12 protein-coding genes are annotated in these 18400 nt (G+C 48.1%); 6 read left to right on the forward strand and 6 right to left on the reverse strand.

From position 1 onward, the window contains the following. Window positions 1–72: 72 nt before the first annotated feature. Window positions 73–792 carry a hypothetical protein gene (locus J3369_RS12500; protein ID WP_349587308.1) on the reverse strand — a complete coding sequence of 240 codons (720 nt, stop codon included), beginning with the start codon at window positions 790–792 and terminating at the stop codon, window positions 73–75. A gap of 382 nt (window positions 793–1174) precedes the next feature. On the opposite strand from J3369_RS12500, the gene J3369_RS12505 reads away from it, so the two are divergent. Next, window positions 1175–2554: a polysaccharide lyase family 7 protein gene (locus tag J3369_RS12505; protein ID WP_349587311.1), complete on the forward strand. Its 1380-nt coding sequence runs from the start codon at window positions 1175–1177 to the stop codon at window positions 2552–2554. A gap of 51 nt (window positions 2555–2605) precedes the next feature. Here J3369_RS12505 and J3369_RS12510 read toward each other — a convergent pair whose 3' ends face one another. Next, on the reverse strand, window positions 2606–3589 hold the full coding sequence (locus J3369_RS12510; protein WP_349587313.1) for a polysaccharide lyase family 7 protein: 984 nt from the start codon (window positions 3587–3589) through the stop codon (window positions 2606–2608). Window positions 3590–4036: 447 nt separating this feature from the next. Between J3369_RS12510 and J3369_RS12515 the strand changes: the two genes are divergently transcribed. The 5 genes from J3369_RS12515 (at window position 4037) to J3369_RS12535 (ending at window position 13390) form a co-directional block, all read left to right on the forward strand. Then, entirely contained in the window at window positions 4037–7069 is a 3033-nt protein-coding gene (locus J3369_RS12515; protein WP_349587316.1) for a TonB-dependent receptor, read from the forward strand. Window positions 7070–7255: 186 nt separating this feature from the next. Next, complete coding sequence (locus J3369_RS12520) at window positions 7256–10906, forward strand: VCBS domain-containing protein (RefSeq protein WP_349587318.1); 3651 nt, start codon at window positions 7256–7258, stop codon at window positions 10904–10906. 176 nt (window positions 10907–11082) lie between these two features. Next, the gene (locus J3369_RS12525; protein WP_349587321.1) at window positions 11083–11658 is read left to right on the forward strand and encodes a DUF2239 family protein; all 576 of its coding nucleotides are present in this window, start codon (window positions 11083–11085) and stop codon (window positions 11656–11658) included. Then, a complete protein-coding gene (locus J3369_RS12530; RefSeq protein ID WP_349587324.1) occupies window positions 11642–13048 on the forward strand; it encodes an MATE family efflux transporter in 1407 nt (468 codons plus the stop codon). The genes J3369_RS12525 and J3369_RS12530 overlap by 17 nt, the downstream gene beginning before the upstream one ends. A gap of 12 nt (window positions 13049–13060) precedes the next feature. Beyond that, window positions 13061–13390: a TfoX/Sxy family protein gene (locus J3369_RS12535; RefSeq protein ID WP_349587326.1), complete on the forward strand. Its 330-nt coding sequence runs from the start codon at window positions 13061–13063 to the stop codon at window positions 13388–13390. Here J3369_RS12535 and J3369_RS12540 read toward each other — a convergent pair. Genes J3369_RS12540 through J3369_RS12555 form a run of 4 tightly spaced genes read right to left on the reverse strand, consistent with a single transcriptional unit; the run spans window position 13370 to window position 18385 of the window. Then, window positions 13370–14989 carry an ABC transporter ATP-binding protein gene (locus J3369_RS12540; protein ID WP_349587329.1) on the reverse strand — a complete coding sequence of 540 codons (1620 nt, stop codon included), beginning with the start codon at window positions 14987–14989 and terminating at the stop codon, window positions 13370–13372. The genes J3369_RS12535 and J3369_RS12540 overlap by 21 nt on opposite strands. Window position 14990: 1 nt before the next feature. Beyond that, window positions 14991–15818 (reverse strand): ABC transporter permease, encoded by an 828-nt coding sequence (locus tag J3369_RS12545; protein WP_349587331.1) that lies wholly within the window; start codon window positions 15816–15818, stop codon window positions 14991–14993. A 2-nt stretch (window positions 15819–15820) separates the two neighbouring features. Next, entirely contained in the window at window positions 15821–16777 is a 957-nt protein-coding gene (locus J3369_RS12550) for an ABC transporter permease (RefSeq protein WP_349587334.1), read from the reverse strand. A gap of 12 nt (window positions 16778–16789) precedes the next feature. Further along, window positions 16790–18385: an ABC transporter substrate-binding protein gene (locus J3369_RS12555; protein ID WP_502877440.1), complete on the reverse strand. Its 1596-nt coding sequence runs from the start codon at window positions 18383–18385 to the stop codon at window positions 16790–16792. Window positions 18386–18400: the final 15 nt, after the last annotated feature.

Raw genomic sequence — 18400 nt, forward strand, 5'->3', positions numbered from 1 at the left:
CTATCTTAACAAATAAAACAACGCAGCCCCGTTAACGGGGCTGCTTAATCAGTTAACTGCTGCCGGCAATATTCAGGCGCCCTGAGGCATAAATGCCGGTGAACTCACCCTCTGTGCTTCCGGCTCCGGCGTAATATTAAACACAATAAACATTAAAAATGTGCAGTACATGCTTGCAGCGAGCAGCAAAAATGCGCTCCAGTCCTGTTTCAGCACAATCGCCAGCGGAACAAACAAAGCCACAGGCAGAAAGGCTGCCAGGGTTTTCCAGCGTAACATCAGCGACAACCAGATATGCTCTCCCTGTTTGCGGGACAGTGAGAAACTGTGACAAAAATGAGCCAGGATGTAGGGCATCAATTGGGCCACACACACCAGCGCACCGCCAAGAACAATCCCCGTCAACGTCATCCCGTCATAGGCCACCGCTGCATTTCCGGAGGCTGCCGGCATTAACCCTGACAGTAAATCAGCGGCAAAAAATGCCAGCCAGCTTAAAGCAGTTATCCCCAGAATAGCCGGCAATATCAGCCGCTGATGAAAGTTCAGTTCGGCGGCAAGTCGTCTGAGCGAACCATACCGGTACTGAATACTGACCACACATACCACAAGTGACACCAGCAACGCACACGCGCCCATACGTAACGGAAAGAAAGAGAACGGCACCACAGTAACAAGCAGAGCCAGCAGCAACATCACACCACAGATCACAGGTGACCGGGCAATGAAACGGCACATTTCCTTGTAGCCCCGAAGATAGTCCTGTACAGAAAGATTGGTATTGATTTGCATAAGAACACCTTTTGAAGATAAGCGTCTATTTTATGCGCAGCACTGAAGAATTGAAGTGTATGAACATTAAACCAGGTATCAGATTGTATGACAGGGTATGTTTTTTAATACGATGTGAAATATAACAGACATCCATTCTGCGTAAATAGGACAAAACTGCCGTCTCCGTAAAACTCAGCAGTTCACAATGGTGCGGATGGCTATTGGCATATTCTGAATCACAAAGGCAACACCAAATTGGTTAGACAAAAAGACCACAAAAAATTAACATCAAACTCCACCCAACCAACCAATTGGTAACAACTTGAACCAAAAACCTCACTTACCACATAAAATATCAACACGCCTCCTCCCGTTTCCTTGCAAAACCTTCTTTGCTGCGATGTTTCTTACAGCATGTGGGGGGAGTAACGACATAACAGCTACCAATCAAACTACCGAACCGGTTAATCAACCTACACCTGACAGTAACGCTTGTAACAAAAATACTCATCCGGTAATAGCTGTCAGCGCAAGCGACAACTTACCTGATTACCCGCCAGAACTCGCCAGTGATGGCGATACATCAGTGCAATCCCGTTGGGGATTTGCCGGAGACGACGGTCAGTTAGTACTTGATCTCGGCAGTGAAAAAACTGTTGGAGCGCTGGCAATTAAATGGTTTGAAAGTACCAAATACAGTAATCGTTTCCAGATTGACGCGGCCACCGCTACCAATACCTGGTTTCAGGTAAGTGACGCTTTATCATCAAGTACCCGACAAGGTGGCTACGAACTGTACCCGCTAAGCGTAAGTCAGGCCCGCTATGTACGGGTTTCAATTGACGGTGATAACAGCACCGCCGGTATAGTGGAAGTGAAAGTTTATGAATGTCAGACACAAACGGGTCAGTTCAATCAAACTCTTCCTTCTGAAAACGGCATAGAATTGGATGACTGGTATTTGAGTATCCCTGTGGACGAGGATGAAAATGGACGTTCAGACAGTATCTCAGAAACAGAACTGGCTAATGGCTACGCCCATTCTGATTTCTTTTACGCCGGTAAAGATGGCGGGATCGTTATGCGCTCACCGTCCTACGGATACAAGACATCTCAAAACACCCAATATGTACGCGTTGAACTCAGAGAAATGCTCAGGCGGGGCAATACCGCAATATCCACACAGGGAGTAAACAAAAACAACTGGGTCTTCGGTAGTACTACTGCACAGGCACAACAGCAGGCTGGCGGTGTCAACGGTGATCTTCATGTCTCCCTTGCGGTAAATGAAGTGACGACGAGCGGAGAAAAGTATCAAGTAGGACGCGTCATCATAGGTCAGATCCACGCTAATGATGATGAACCAATCCGACTTTACTACCGCAAATTACCTGCTAACAAAAATGGGGCTGTGTACTTTGTTCACGAGAGCCGGGAGACAGATAGTGACGGTAATAAAGTTGAGACTTTTGTAGAAATGATTGGAAGCCGTGCCAATGACGCACCGGACCCGTCCGACGGCATCGCACTGGACGAGCGCTTCGACTACCATATTTCGGTAGATGATAATTTACTTACGGTAACCATTAGCCGCCTTGATCACGAAGACATTGTTGCCCACTACGATATGGTTAACAGTGGATATGATGACAGCAGTCAGTACCAGTATTTTAAGGTCGGAGTCTATAATGTAAATAACTCAAGCGCTCCGGAGGAAGCGGTTCAAGCCACATTTTACACAATTCGTAACAGCCATACCGGGTACCTGTTCAGCGAATAGTAAGCTTAATAAAGCCTGCCTCAATGAGTGGCAGGCCCGATATTAAAATGTTTAGTGAATATAGTGAAGATGATAGAAAGTAGCCTGCACGTAATCTCCTTTCTCACCGCCATTATTCTGGTTATACACACCCGCCTTAAAATACATATACTGATCACCACCAAAGTAACCACTCGCGGTCATATCATAAGATTTAGTTATATTTACTTTACCTGCTCTTATTAAAGTGACATGCAATACATTGTTTTCGACAGTGATTTTATAACTGAACGGTTCATTCAACGCAATGCCTTCTTCAGGATCCGGCAATGTGTGCGAACGGGACCCAATCATATTTACCCAGACATCGTCCCCGCCATTAATTTCATGTGCGAAATAAACTGACCCTCTTTCATTGCCGGGTAATTTGCGATAGTAAAGTCGAACGGGTTCATCATTCGTGGCATGAATTTGCCCTATAATGACCCGCCCTATTTTCTTTTCATCGCCGGTGACAGATACCCTGTTTACTGCCAATGTGGCTTCTAAACTCCCTTCTACAGCGCCCGCTTCACGTCGTAATGAGCTATGTGCACCACTGAAAACCCAGTTGTTTTCTGTCACGCCCTGAGTTTTGATTCTGGTATTTCCCCGTCTGAGCATTTGTCTTAGCTCTGTTCTGGCATATTTAGTGTTCTTCGATGTTTTCGCACCCACATTGGGACAGGCGAAAACCATACCGCCATCACTGGAAGTGTAAAATAAAGGGTTCACTTCAAACTGTTCACTCAGCGACTGCTCATAGACCAGGTCTGCTTTTCCATCTTTGTTTACGTCTGTAGGCAACGTCAGACTCCATCCCAATAAATCAAAGTTCTCCCCGGGTGCTTTATCAGGACTTAAAGACCCAAAGTTACCCAATAGTACCCCGTCGGCCAGGCCCTGTTGAGACGATACCGGGCCGGGGAGAGTCTGCTCCCCTCCTTTACTATTGAGCGCGTATAAAATTGTCGCTATAAGAACAAAACGAATTGCGTAAGGTATCATTGCCTTCATTGGTCATCCAATTTGGTAAACTAAATTATCAAAATGTTTTAACCTATAATAAAGATTGGATCAACAACCCATTTACAAACAATCCACTTCAATTCTGTTTCATATTGTTATTTCCAGACAGCCCTGATCCTTACAGTTAAAAGCAATAACACATTGAGTCATGGTTAAAAATTGTGAATGATACAATACCAGACCGCACCAACGACCAATTCCTTTTAGTAGATCCATAAATAGAATACTACAGAAACTTGTGTTCATTACTGTCTCCACTGCACCCTCCATTCACCACCACCTAAAAAACATTGGTAACAACAACTGGTAAATTTGATACCAACAATTGGTTGCCAATTTGGTTTTACTTATTTATATTGAATACAACAACAAAATAACAACTAAATAACACCAGTGTCTTATTTACTCGCACTATGTAACATCGGAGAACTCAACATGTCGGTGATATCAGGGAAACACAGGGATTATAACTACCAAATAAAACCTTTCAGGCTTTCGCCCGTTGCAAAATTGGTAAAAGCAGCTGCCATCGCCTCGGTAGCCAGTTCAATTGCATTTACTGCATCCGCACAAGAAGGAGAAACAGACACAAGTGCAGATGAAAATGTAGAAGTCATTGACGTTGTCGGTACACGAAGAACAATTCAGGATCAGATTGCCATCAAGCGTGAATCTACTACAGTGCTGGATGGCCTGTCGGCTGAAGACATCGGCGACCTGCCAGCACTGTCAATTGGCGAAGCACTGGAATCTATTACCGGCGCTTCCTCGCACCGTGAAAATGGAGGTGCGACTGAAATCACTATACGTGGATTGGGCCCGTTTCTTAGTGCAACCCATATCAATGGGCGCGAGGCAACAAACGGAAGTGGTGACCGTTCAGTTAATTTCTCTCAGTTTCCCTCCGAGTTAATGAAAAAAGTAGGCATCTATAAAACCCAGGATGCATCAATGATAGAGGGTGGCGTGGCAGGAGTTATCACATTAGAGACGTTAAAACCGTTAGAGTTTGGTAAGCAACGTTTTCAAACCGAATTTAAGCTGAACGCTAATCCGGATGAGTTTAATGTCGATAACTCAATGCATAGTAATTTAGGTTATCGGGGTACCGTAAGTTATGTTGATCAATTTAAGTTCGATAGTGGTCAGGAACTTGGATTATCAATTGGTATTCAGCGTCAGGATATTAGTCAACCGGAAGCAGAATACCGGAGCTCGAGTCCGACCGGCGCTTCCCTGTGGGCCTGTTTGAATGATCCGACTAATAACAATGAAGGTTTCTTTCGCAGCTCCGCCGGAGATTGCGAAGATCAAGTAGCCGGCAGTAGTAACCAGGGTTATCAAACTGCCATAGACCCCGAAACCGGAAATGCTCAGGACGCCGGTACTCCCTATGCATGGACGGGTTCCAGCCGAAGCTTCCGTCAGAATGAAACATCAGACGAACGGGACGCGATATTCCTCGGGTTGCAATTCAGACCCGCAGATGACTGGGACATCAACATTGATGTCCAAATTTCAGATCGTGTTCAATCTGAGGCACGTCATGACTTACTTTTCTTACAGAAGCGCGTGACCCCGGGTGTAACGGGGGAAAACTTAATTACGAATTCAGTGGGCGGTATTCTGCATTGGGAAGGCGAAGAGCGTTTCGAATCAGCAGGCGAGCAATTCTCCCGTGAAGAGAATTATCGTGGCTACGGCCTGAACATAGAACACTCCCCCACCGACGAACTGTTAATAAGCGCGGACTTCAGCTACTCACAAACCAAGAGGGAAGAACTTCAAATATCCAACCGTGGCCGCACCAGTGGTCGTCCTTTTTTCTCCTGGGATATGGGGGAATATATTCCCAATCTGACCGTGACTGATTTTGATGTAACGGACATTTCGAATTTCACAGATAGTTTGCGTACCCGGTTAGACCGCGAAAATGTGCGGGAAAACGAAATAATGGGTGCAAGAGTCGATTTTGAGTACTTTTTAGCCGGAGACATATTTAGCAGTATTCAGGGTGGCATCAGAATGTCAGAACTTACATTCGTCCAGTTCGGCGGAAGTAACGGCAATGGTTCCCGGGTTGAATATAATTTGGATGAAAGTGTTACGTCTGCCCTTGATGTACTTGAGGGATGTCAAATAAGTTTCCCGGAAACTGACTTTTTATCAAACGTCTCGGATGGCGATCTTATTACTCATGTGGACAGTTCAGGAAATGTGGTTGCCAGTGGCACAGGGTCTTCATGGGCAACCTACGACAATGTTTGCTTCTCTGAAGCAGTAGCAATATCAGAAGGCGGTGAGTTCGCTTACCCGGAAGTGATATATGAGAATTCAGGCACGATAGATGTCACAGAAAAAACAACTGCAGCGTACCTGATGGCAAGTTATGACACTGAAATATATAGTAAATTCATTCGTGGCAATTTCGGTGTTCGCGTAGTAGATACAGAAGTAACCTCCATTGGCTTCAGGCAAGCCGTTGATATTATTGCTGATGAAAACGGCATACTCCAGTTGTTCAGAAGCCCGGACAACATCGAACGCGTTATAGGTGGTGGTGATTACACGGAAGTCTTACCTAGTTTTAACCTGGTAGTAGATTACACCGACGACATTTTGTTAAGAGCCGGAATTTATCGTGGGATGTCCCGCGCAAACCCGTCTGACATGGCTTACAGCCGCGACTTTATCGAAGATCCCGGGGCAGATCCGACGACTATCAGTGATCTTCTGGTAGGTGTTAACGGGTCAGGAAACCCCGATCTGCAGCCGCTAATGTCCTGGAACTATGATCTGGCCATTGAGTGGTATCCAAATGAAGATTCTATCTTCGCATTCGGTTTATACCACAAACAGTTCAATGGTGGTTTTCAGCAACAAACGCAACTGGAAAACTTTACTGTAAATGGTGAAGAAGTCGCACTACCGATTACAAATTCAGTCACAACTGAAGAGTCCAGCAGCCTTACAGGTATCGAAGTTTCTGTTGCATACCGCTGGGACACTGGTGTTGGCGTCAAATTTGGTTACAACTACGCTGACACTGATTTTGAGTTTGAAGACAGCAATTACGGTACTACCTTCGAGTCTGATTTAGACGGCGTCACTACACAGTTGACAGAAGGCATTGTACCTCCGGGGTCTGTCCCCGGATTCTCTGAACACGTGTTTAGCGGTCAGGTCTATTACCAGATTGGTGACTTCGATACTGCACTTATCTACAAATACCGTAGTGAATATTTCCAACCTTACACAAGTGATGGCACAAGGCTCCGCTTTGTCGATGATGTGGGTGTCTGGGAAGCCCGCGCTTCATACAAGATCAACAAACACGTTCGTGTAAAAGTCGAAGCCATTAACTTGTTTAGTGAGCCTCGTTCAGATGATTTCTATGTCATTGGCAACACCGGCCAGGTAAGTGATTACGGTCCGCGCATATTTGCCGGTATCAGCTACAAATACTAGGAATTTGTGATTGCGAATGTGTGCAATCCGGAAAAACAAAACAAAAAATTTAAATCATACAGTCATGTCAAAATCACAACGGCTTGTTTTGACATGACCTCTCAAGTGTGCCTGTTTTACGTAGGTACCATCGTATCTGAAAAGAAACACAACACTTGGGAACTGGCACTTTCAGGAGTAGAAAGCATGGTTAAAAAGTTACTTATTCCGGTCATGGCTGCTACAGCGTTAGCAGGATGTGGAGGCGATGATGAGGCGGAGTTGGACAAGAATAATCGTGGTAGTATTACACTATCAGGCGATGAGTTTATTGCAGGCGTAACACTCACTGCTACCGCAAATGATCCTGATGGCATTATCGCGGATACCCTAAAATACGCATGGTCTACCGGCGCAACAGGTACGACCTACACTATCACGGAAGCAGATGAGGGTTCGGTAATTACTGTATCTGCCAATTACACCGATGAAGCAGGTTTTACTGAAGGCGTCGGAGCATCAACTCCGGTTATACTTCCCACACTTGAAGTTACCGCAAACATTGTCAAAGGCCCTGTGAGTAGCGCAAGTTGTGAAATTTTTGCCATCGACGACAGTGGCGCTGCAATAACACCCGCGCAGGCGTCTGCAACTTCCGGTGAAACCGGAAACGTTACTTTTACCGACGTGCATTTTGAAGGCAACGGTCTGGTATCCTGTACTGGCGGAAACTACCTTGACGAAGCTACTGGCAATACGCTGGACGCACCAGCAATGCGTTCAGTAATCAATGTTGTTGAAGGCAATGAAGACACTCCTGCTCCCACCTACGTGGTGTCCCCGTTAACTGAAATAGCAGTGCAAGGCGCAGCTTCAAACTTAAATACCTACGCGGATGTCGCTGCAGCCTATCACCTACGTTTTGGTATTCGTTTTGACGCAACCGAGGTGTCGCCAACTGCTGTAGGTGTAACACCGTTAGGAGCAGACGGTGCTGAAAATGCCGACAGATATGGGTCCGTACTGGCGCTCTTATCTTCTCTTGATGCCAATGATGCCGGCAATGATATGGCAGCGCTGCTGGCTGAACTCGCTTCCGATTTGGCCGACGGGGCATTCACTCAGGACAACCTGGATGCTCTCGAATCGGCACAAGTTAGCTTACAAACATCATCTGCAGTTGCCGGGGATGTTGATGAATCAATGCTAAACATCGTAGGCGCAGCTATTGGCTACAACAATACGCCGGTTACAGCCATTATTGGTGGAACTTTGTCGGGGACTGTGGAAAATACGGCATCAGATCCCCTCACTGGCTTTGTTACTGTAGACGATCCTAACTTCTTAGAAGATGCCATAATACCTCAAACTGATGTAGCGCTTGATTATGGTTCATTCGGCATCACTGAAAATGGTGCATGGTCTTATACCGTTGACCTTGAGAATGAAACCGTGGCGAATCTGGAAGTGGGCAATTCAGTGCGTGATTACGTCAACATCGAATCGGTTGATGGCACCACTACCGAAATTGCAATTCGCGTTGCTGCATTGACGCAAGTTGTAAAAATCTCAGATACAGGTGGTGATACCGGTGAAATCAGATTCAGCGTTGATAACCTCCGTCAGGGCAAGCTAAAGGCATCTTTCTCGAAAGAAGAGGCCCTCGGTAGCGATGGCAACATCAAAGATGCCTATATCACTCTTTACGGTAGCTCAGGCAGTTCAAGTGAGTCGCTTATCGACTTACGTGTTCAGGGCAATCAAACTGATAGTGACGGCCTCCCCATTGAGCCCCGCTTCCTTGTTCGTAATACCGACAGCGATGCTTACCCGGGTTCAGTCGTCACCGCGCCATTTGTTGAAGAGCAGTTTTATGATGTAGAAATCACCTGGAACATGGACAGTGACGAACAGTTGACCGTGAGCATCAACGGAGAAGTCATCGGTGGCGGTTCGTTTTCAACAGCTGCTGTAGTTGATTCTGACTTTACAGATTTGGATCAGTGGTTTGCCGACGGCGTACAAACCGTACAATTCAGATTTGGTGACAACGACAGAACGATTCCATTTGGCTCGTTTTATGTAGACAACATTACCGTATATTCAGATGAAGCCGGCACAACAGCTGTATTTGAAGATAACTTCGAAAGTTACGCAACCGGTGAAACCCTGGACGGCGATTCCAGCTTATATAGCCTGGCAATATATTCTGAAGTCGTGGTATTTGATGTGGGTGATGGTGAAGCTGAACCAACCCCGGCAGTGTTCTTTAATTTGAACGGCGCCATAACAAGTGATGCCATTGAACCGTCAACGGGCATGGTCAGTGTGCTTGATCCGGATGATGGCGAAGCATTTGTTACTCCCGCATCCACCGTAAGTACTTACGGTATGTTCACCATCATGGAAGACGGTTCCTGGACCTACACCCTTGACACTGCCAATCCCACCATCGCAGCACTGGTGAGTGGCGAGCGGGTCTCAGATACCATTACTATATCCTCTGTAGACGGAACTACTGCAGAGGTGTTAATTACCATATCAGGAGTCGGCGGTGAAACTGGTGGCGCCAATCAAGTTGCCGTAATCAGAGATACGAGCGACAGTGACACTGGTGAATTGCGATATGCCCTTGGGGATAATGGACCGCTTGCTGCGGGCAGAGTGACGGCTTCTGTTATGCGTAAGGATGACGATTTCGGTGATGGCGATGCATTTATCACTTTGTTCAACTCAGCAACAAATAACGATGGCGCAATTGTAGATCTTCGTATCAAAGACGATGGTTTCAGTCTCCGGAGTCCCGGCGACGTCGATACCTCATCTGCAACAGTGAGACTTGATGAGTTCATGGATGTTGTTATTACGTGGGAATACCCGCAAGGTAACCTTGACGTAAATCCACTGGTGACCGTCGAAGTTGATGGTGTCAGTTTTGCTGCTGAAGGCTTTACACCGGATAACAGTTCCACGGGCGGTGTGACCCATGTAGCATTCAGATTTGGCGATAATAGCGGTGTAAGAGCAGACACTGGCACGTTTACCATTGATGACCTGGTTATTTACTCAGACACCGATGGCACTACTGAAGTCTTTTCAGATGATTTTGAATCTTTTGCAGATGGCGATTCACTGGATACTGACAACCCGGCTTCTCTCTATAATTCAAGCACTTCAGAAGCAACAGTAGAAACCATTGGAAATGCCGGTGGATTGGGTACAGACGGCAAAAAGTTCGCAGAAATCCGGGACACAGATGCCTCTGACACAGGTGAACTGAGATATGCATTGGGTGATGATGGCCCGCTGGCCCAGGGTCGGTTTGAAGTGGATATCAAACGTCTTGACGATGATTTGGGTGACGGTGATGCATTTATCACCCTGTTTAACTCAGCAACAAACAACGACGGCGCCATTTTAGATCTGCGTATCAAAGACGATGGCTTTGGCGTGCGCAGCCCGGGTGATGTCGACACATCTGCCGCTACAGTTGTCCCCGACCAGTTTATGAACGTGGTTGTGACCTGGGAATACCCTGAAAGCAATCTGGAAGTGACCCCTCTGGTAACCGTTGAGGTTGATGGTGTAAGAATGACCACTGACGGATTCACACCAGATAACAACTCTGTTGGTGGTGTTACACACATCGCAGTACGCTTCGGAGATAACAGCGGTACAAGACCCGACACCGGGGTGGTATCCGTGGATAACTTCACGATCTACTCAGATACCGCGGGCTCTGCGCAAATCTTTAAGGATGATTTCGAGTCATATCTTGAAGGTGACTCGTTAGATACTGACAATGCAGCATCACTCTACAACTCATCTACATCCGAAGCTGTGATTGGCGTAGAATAGGCTACATTGAACATCTGAGCCGCTGATGCGAAGCGGCACATATAGTTCCCAAACCCCTCTATTGCAGAGGGGTTTGTTGTTTATGACTACATAACCCCCATTTTTACCCCGACAATATTGATCAAATTCCAAACACCCGCTATTTTTACCCTGATAAAAATAAAGGGTACAAATATGTGGGTGACATCTACATCGCAATCCATAACAAAACTCTCATCGCGCAGGGTGAATTGCCGGCGGTTATTCGTGAAACAGTGAAACAGTTTCCTGACGCTGAGCCTTACTTATTTAAGTTAGATGACGGTAAACGCACTGATATCGACTGGCGCGGCGATGCTGAAGACGTAATCAGCCGTTTGCCTGTTTCATTAATGCCGCAGGTTAAAAAGCGGGGGCGCCCTAAGCTTGGCGTGAAATCAAAAGAAGTGACGCTGTTACCTGAACACTGGGAGTGGCTGTCCTTGCAGCGCGGGGGCGCATCGACAACTTTACGCAAGCTTATAGACGCAGTCATGGCTCAGATGACACCTGAGCAGGCACGTCGCATTAAGCAGGATCAGCTCTACAATATGATGCGGGTATTTGAAGATGAGGCTGGTTTTGAAGCGGCTTCAAGAGCACTGTACCGGTTGGATGAAACAGCTTTCACGCAGGCAATAGCAAACTGGCCTCAGGCGCTGCAGGCAATATACAAGGACAAGTTCATAAGCTTGACCTCTACAGGAAAAGACACAAATGACGGAACAAACTAATCAAAACCCGTATGTCACCCCGCCCCTTACGCGGGTATTTTTAAAAACTGCACTGCCCATCATTCTGATGATGGTCGTAAGCGGCTCACTGAATCTGGTAGACGCGTACTTTATTGGTGTATTTGTGGGGGCGGATGCGCTGGCAGCGGTCACAGCGATGTTTCCGTTGTTTATGGTTCTGATTGCCCTGTCCACCTGGATTGCCAGCGGTTTTGCCAGTGTAATGGCCCGTCTGCTGGGAGCAAACCGCTATGAAGAAGCCCGTAACGCCTATGCACAGGCACTTACACTTGCGCTGGTGATAAGCGTTCTGCTGATGATCGTATTCAGCCTGACTGGTCAGTCACTGGCGCTGGCCAGTAACAACGATAATCCTGCGCAGGCAGCTACCAGCTTTACCTATATGAGCATCATTATGTATGGGGCTCCGTTATTTTTCTGGCTGGCCATCGCTTCAGACAGCTTGCGCAGTGAAGGTCACATCGGCTTTATTGCACTGGTCTCGCTGATAACAACGGTGGGTAACGGCGTCATGAATTACGTCTTTATTGTCCTGTTGGAAATGGGTGTAGCCGGGTCTTCTTACGGTACGGTAGCCTCACAAATTATTGCCTTATGTGCTGCGTGGGCTTTTCGCCGCAGCCATAAAAACCGCACCGGTCTGCCGCTGTTCGCCATCACAGCGCTGCGGAACAGATGGCGTGAGTATTTGTCTCTGGGCGCACCATCCAGCCTCACCTACGTAGGCGTAGCACTGACTTCCGGAGCTATTTTGTTCAGCCTGCAACAATGGCTGCCGGACAACTATGAAGTAACCGTAAGTGCCTATGGCGTGATCACACGGGTTCTGACCTTCGTGTACTTACCACTGCTGGGGCTTGGCCTCGCGATGCAGAGTATTGTGGGCAATAACGTCGGCGCGCAGCAATATCAGCGGTCTAACCGCAGCTTGTGCATCGCTGTCGGCGTTGCGCTATTTTATGGCGTGGCCACCGAAGGGTTATTATGGTGGCTGCGGGCTGACGTTGGTCAGTTGTTTGTGGACGATCCCGCCGTCACAGATGAGATAGCCAGATTACTGCCTGTCGTCAGTCTCGCCTTATTCCTGATAGGTCCTTTAATGCTGATAAGCTTCTACTTTCAGAGTATTGGTGATGCCAGACGGGCAGGAATATTAACGATTGCCAAAACGTACCTGTTTGCCCTGCCGTTAATTTTTCTGTTGCCGCTCATGTGGGGAGAATGGGGAATCTGGTATGCAGGCCCGGCAGCTGAATTTCTCGGGCTGATGCTTACCGCAGGTATTTTGTATCACCGTGCAGGTAAGGGCAATCACCGCTTTGGTTTGCTGTATGCTGAGCGTCAGGCTGAGCCACAAGCCGGAGAATAGAAACAGAACGTTATGACCTCAGAATTTATTGATAGCCTGCATGATGTATTTTCAACGCTGCAACCGGTAACAACACGGCGGATGTTTGGCGGAACAGGTCTGTTCCACAGTGGCCTCATGTTCGCCATCGTCATTGATGATTTGCTGTATCTGAAAGCAGATAAAGAGACCAGCCAGCAATTTATTAATGAAGGCTGTGAGCCGTTTACTTATAGCAGGCAAGGCAAACAGGTCGCACTGCAATACTACAGTGCACCTGATTGTATTTATGATGATCCCGACGATGCTGCTCTGTGGGCACAGCTGGCCTTTTCCTGCGCCTTACGCAGCAGGCGGTCTTGAGTCCAGCCAGCCCGGATCTAACGTAGGAACACTGGCCACCAGCTTCTTCGTGTAATCATGGGAAGGCGCTGTACTTACCGCCTCACCGCTTGCGTACTCCACCGCATTACCTTTATAGAGAACCAGCACATCGTCACACAAAGTGCGTACAGTAGGTATATCGTGGCTGATAAACACTATGGCTATATTCAACTTCGCCTGCAGATCTTTCAGCAGTGCTAAAATAGCTGCGGCAACAACAGTATCAAGCGCTGATGTCACCTCGTCACATAAAATTACCGACGGTTCCGCAGCCAGCGCGCGGGACAGGTTAATACGTTGTTTTTGCCCGCCTGACAGCGCGCCGCATTTACGCTCAGCCAGTTCAGCGGGCAATTGCACCAGCGCTAACAGCTCTGCCACACGGGCACGTTGTTGCTCCCCTTTCATGCCATGGAAGAAAGCTAATGGCCTGCCAATAATATCCCCCACTTTCTGCGCCGGGTTCAGCGCAGTATCCGCATTCTGGAACACCATCTGCACGCGCTGACACTCACTTTTGCTGCGGGACGAAACAGACGCAGGCAGCTCCTTTCCATCCAGCAACATATAGCCTTTCGCTGCGGGAATTAAACCTGCGATAACACGCGCGAACGTTGATTTTCCGGAACCGGACTCACCGATAATGCCGACGGTTTTGCCCTTTTCCACTTTAATAGACACGTCATGCAAAACAGGAATTTGCGGTATACCTTCTGCGGTAATTTTACCGTAGCCAGCAACAATATTGCTGACCTCAAGGACTGTTTTTGCCGTTGGCCGGTTTAATCCGGACGCACCGTGAGACACCGCAGCCAGCAACTGACGGGTGTAGGGCTCTGCTGCGTGATTTAAGATTTCAGTAGTGGTGTTGTGCTCCACCATTTTGCCATGTTGCAGAACAAGGATCTGATCGGCCATCTGCGCAACCACAGCCAAATCATGAGATACATACACAGCCGTGGTATTCCTGGCTTTCACCGCCGCTTTAAACGCTTTGAGCACATCAACCTGAGTGGTGACATCCAGTGCAGTAGTCGGCTCGTCAAAAATAACCAGTTCAGGGTCACAAATAAGCGCCATCGCTGCCATCAACCGTTGCAACTGACCACCGGATACTTCGTGTGCATAACGGTTTCCAATAGTATCATAATGAGGTAACGACAACTGCCTGAACAGCTCTGTGGCCTTTTTCTGTGCTTCAGACCGGCTCATGGCGCCGTGAATTAACGCCCCTTCTATCACCTGCTCCATGATTTTCCGGGAGGGATTAAACGCTGCAGCCGCACTTTGTGCTACATATGCCACTTTCCACCCCCGCAATGACGCTAGCATAGTATCGCTCAGTCCGAGCATACTCTGCCCGCCCACCGCGACTTCACCACCGGTGATATAACAACCCGGCCGGGCATAGCCCAGTAACGACATGGCGATGGTTGTTTTACCCGAGCCGGATTCACCGATAAGGGCCAACACTTCTCCGCGCTTTAGGGTAAAGCTGACATCTTTTACAATAACTTTTTTGCTGTCGCCCTTCCCCACGGAGACTTCGAGTTTATTAACCGAAACATGAGATGACATATTATTTATCTCCTGCGGAATAGGTGGCACTGCCACGGAAACTGTCGATAAACAGATTCACTGCAATGGTAATGGTCGCTATGGCGAGTGCAGGAACGATGACTGCCGGCGCGCCTTCTGCCAGTCCGGAAATGTTTTCTCTGACCAGCGAACCCAAATCGGCTTCGGGCGGTTGTACGCCCAGCCCCAGAAAACTCAGGCTACTCAGCAACAGCACGACGAACACAAAGCGCAGACCAAAATCAGCCAGCATGGGGTGCACAATATTAGGCAGAATTTCCCTGGTAGCTAAATAGAAGCTGCCTTCGCCACGGGTACGGGCCACGGTAACAAAGTCCATATTGGCAACATTCACAGCCAGTGCTCTGGCGATCCTGAACGAACCGGGCATGTAACTGAAGGCTGTGATAGCCAGTAAGATAGTAACGGAAGAGCCGAATGCAGCAATCATCACCAGAGCAAAAATTTTGCTGGGAATGGATATCAATGCATCCATAAGACGGCTGATGATTTCATCGGTGCGTCGTGAACTGACAGATGAAAACAGGGCGACTAACGTACCGCTTGCGCAGGCCAGACCGGCAGCAACAAGGGGAATAAAAATCGTATAGCGGGCACCGTCCAGCATACGGCTCAGTACATCACGACCCAGATAGTCTGTACCCAGCCAGAATTCACTGTTCACCGGCTCAAACACTTCCCATGCAACAATGGCGTTTCCGCTGTGAGGCGCCATAAACGGACCCAATACGGCAATGAACAACCAGAAAATAATGACGGTAAAACCAATTTTTCCGGAAACCGGTAACTGATTCAGATTAATACGCATGATCAACCTCCATGCCGCAGTTTTGGATTAGCCACAATGGCGGCAACATCAGCAATCAGAACGAGGATCAGATAGCCGGTGCAAAACAACATGGCACAAGCCTGAAGCAACGGCATATCGCGGTTCGTCACAGCATCTACCATCAGGCTCGCAAGACCCGGGTAATTGAAAATCACTTCTACAATGACCACCCCGCCCAATAAGTAAGACAAACTGAGGGCAACCGCGTTGACGATGGGACCAATAGCGTTTGGCAGTGCGTGGCGCACCACTGCACGGGACAATGTTGACCCTTTCAGCAATGCCATCTCAACGTAAGGCTGGGAAAGCTGTTCAAGTACCGCAGCGCGGGTCAGCCTGGCCATCTGCGCCGACAACACCATACAAAGTGTCAGCACCGGCATCGCAAAAGCACGAAGGTAATCACTTAATGAGGCATCCGGCGCGATATAAGATAATGACGGTAACCAGTTTAGCTCTACAGCGAAAACCAGCACAAAAATCGTTGCCAGCAAAAACTCCGGCACAGCCACCATCGACAACGTAAACAGGTTGATAGTTTTATCAATACGGGAACCGCTGTACATAGCCGCAACAATGCCAAGGGTCAGAGCGAACGGCACCGCAATTAACGTTGTGAACGCTGCCAGCGTGAGTGATTTGCTGATGCGCTCACCAATCAGGGCACTTACCGGCCGCGCGTTTGCCAGTGACTGACCTGCATCTCCCTGAATCAGGCCGGTTAACCATTTGGCATACCGGGTTAAAGGAGGATCATTCAGACCATAGGCCTCCCGCAGTTCTGCAACAGCCTCAGGTGTCGCGCTCTGGCCCAACATTTCCTGTGCGGCGTCGCCGGGCAGCAAGTTAGCGATAGTAAAGACCACTGCAGAGACAATCAGTAATGTCACTAACGCCGAAGACAATCGTTTGAGCAACAACTGCGTAATACTTTTCATTGGCACAAACTCCTACGCATCCAGCCAGACATGTTCAGCAAAGGTATATCCCATCAGGCCACCTGTCGGAATGGGATAGAAACCTTTAATGCGTTTATCGAAACCGTCAATGAGGTTCATAAACACCGGAATACTTACGCCGCTTCCCTGACTGATAAGGGTTTGCATATCCTGATACATCTGTTTACGTTTACTTTCGTCCCCTTCCCCTCTGGCTACCAGAAGTAGCTGGTCGAACTGCTTATTTTGCCAGCCGGACTCATTCCACGGCGCATCAGACTTGTAGAACAGGGTGAACAGTTCATCCAGACTGGCTCTGGGATTAATGTTGCCGAAACCCATAGGATGCTTCATCCAGTGATTCGACCAGTAGCCGTCGGCAGGTACACGGTTAATACCGAGTTTCAAATCCACCTCAATACCGGATAACTGCAGCAACACGGCCATATCAACAGAACCTTCTGCCGCCGGAGTAGCAAATACCGGCAAGCGGGCTCCCTGCATACCTGCTTTTTTCAGGTGATAGCGGGCTTTATCGAGATCGTAGGGGCGCTGGGGCAAATCAGCATTAAAATATTTATGCGAAGGCGGCACAGGGTGATCGTTAGCAATCGTGGCGTAGCCGCGGAACAATGCCCGCTTAACAAGGGGACGGTCGAACATGTATTTAATTGCGGTGACAAAATCCGGATTATTCGTCGGGTACACATCCTGACGCATAATTAAATTAGTATATAAGCCAGACTCGGTTTGCATCACATCGCAGCGTTCTGAATTTCTTATCCGCTTTGTGGAACGGGGGTTTACTGCAACCATCATGTGGATGTCACCGGCCAGCAATGCATTTACCCGTGAAGATTCATCAGCAATACCCACCAGTTCTATCTCATCCAGATAAGGCTTACCGGGTTTCCAGAAATTTTGGTTTTTCTCAAATACCGTGCGTACGCCCGGAGAAAATGATTTCAGTTTGTACGGTCCGGTGCCATCTGCGCTGTCACGGAAATTTGTGGTGCCGTCGGCAACAATGCAAAAATTTGATGATGCCAGGATGACGGGTAAGTCAGCATTGGCAGAGGTCAGTTCAATGACAAGAGAATGCGATCCGGTAGCCTTCACACTTTCGAATTGAGCAGCAATGGGGGCTACTCGGGAAGTCACTGAAGGATCTTTATGGCGTAACAGTGAATACACCACATCAGCAGATGTCAGCGACTTTCCGCTGTGAAATGTCACCCCTTTTCTTAAGGTAATTCGCCAAATTTTCTGATCCTGACTTTCCATGGATTCAGCCAGTGCCAGGTCAGCTCCCATTTCACGGTTGAACTGCGTTAAACCGCTGTAGAGCGTATAGATTCTGGTGTAATCAGTGCCCAGTGATGCTTTGGCGGGATCGAGGGTATCTTTGGTCGACACCGAGGTACTAGCCACTCGGATACGGCCACCGTATACGGGCTTCTCACTAACCTGTGGCAGAGTGGTTTCAGCCAGTACATGGGCTGGCAACCATAGTCCGCTGGCCGCAGCAACACCCGCAGCGCCCAGCCCTTTTAATAATTTTCTTCTGTCGTGTTGCGACACAGAATGCAGAGAACGTCGTTCTTTCATGTTGTAACACCTTCT

Origin of the sequence: Alteromonas sp. NFXS44 (assembly GCF_040148705.1) — a bacterium.
Lineage (GTDB): Bacteria > Pseudomonadota > Gammaproteobacteria > Enterobacterales > Alteromonadaceae > Alteromonas.

Excerpts from the sequence above, each read along its gene's own strand:
- J3369_RS12500 (WP_349587308.1), bottom strand. The coding sequence starts at position 792 with ATGCAAATCAATACCAATCTTTCTGTACAGGACTATCTTCGGGGCTAC.
- J3369_RS12505 (WP_349587311.1), top strand. The coding sequence starts at position 1,175 with ATGTTTCTTACAGCATGTGGGGGGAGTAACGACATAACAGCTACCAAT.
- J3369_RS12510 (WP_349587313.1), bottom strand. The coding sequence starts at position 3,589 with ATGAAGGCAATGATACCTTACGCAATTCGTTTTGTTCTTATAGCGACA.
- J3369_RS12515 (WP_349587316.1), top strand. The coding sequence starts at position 4,037 with ATGTCGGTGATATCAGGGAAACACAGGGATTATAACTACCAAATAAAA.
- J3369_RS12520 (WP_349587318.1), top strand. The coding sequence starts at position 7,256 with ATGGTTAAAAAGTTACTTATTCCGGTCATGGCTGCTACAGCGTTAGCA.
- J3369_RS12530 (WP_349587324.1), top strand. The coding sequence starts at position 11,642 with ATGACGGAACAAACTAATCAAAACCCGTATGTCACCCCGCCCCTTACG.
- J3369_RS12535 (WP_349587326.1), top strand. The coding sequence starts at position 13,061 with ATGACCTCAGAATTTATTGATAGCCTGCATGATGTATTTTCAACGCTG.
- J3369_RS12540 (WP_349587329.1), bottom strand. The coding sequence starts at position 14,989 with ATGTCATCTCATGTTTCGGTTAATAAACTCGAAGTCTCCGTGGGGAAG.
- J3369_RS12545 (WP_349587331.1), bottom strand. The coding sequence starts at position 15,818 with ATGCGTATTAATCTGAATCAGTTACCGGTTTCCGGAAAAATTGGTTTT.
- J3369_RS12550 (WP_349587334.1), bottom strand. The coding sequence starts at position 16,777 with ATGAAAAGTATTACGCAGTTGTTGCTCAAACGATTGTCTTCGGCGTTA.
- J3369_RS12555 (WP_502877440.1), bottom strand. The coding sequence starts at position 18,385 with ATGAAAGAACGACGTTCTCTGCATTCTGTGTCGCAACACGACAGAAGA.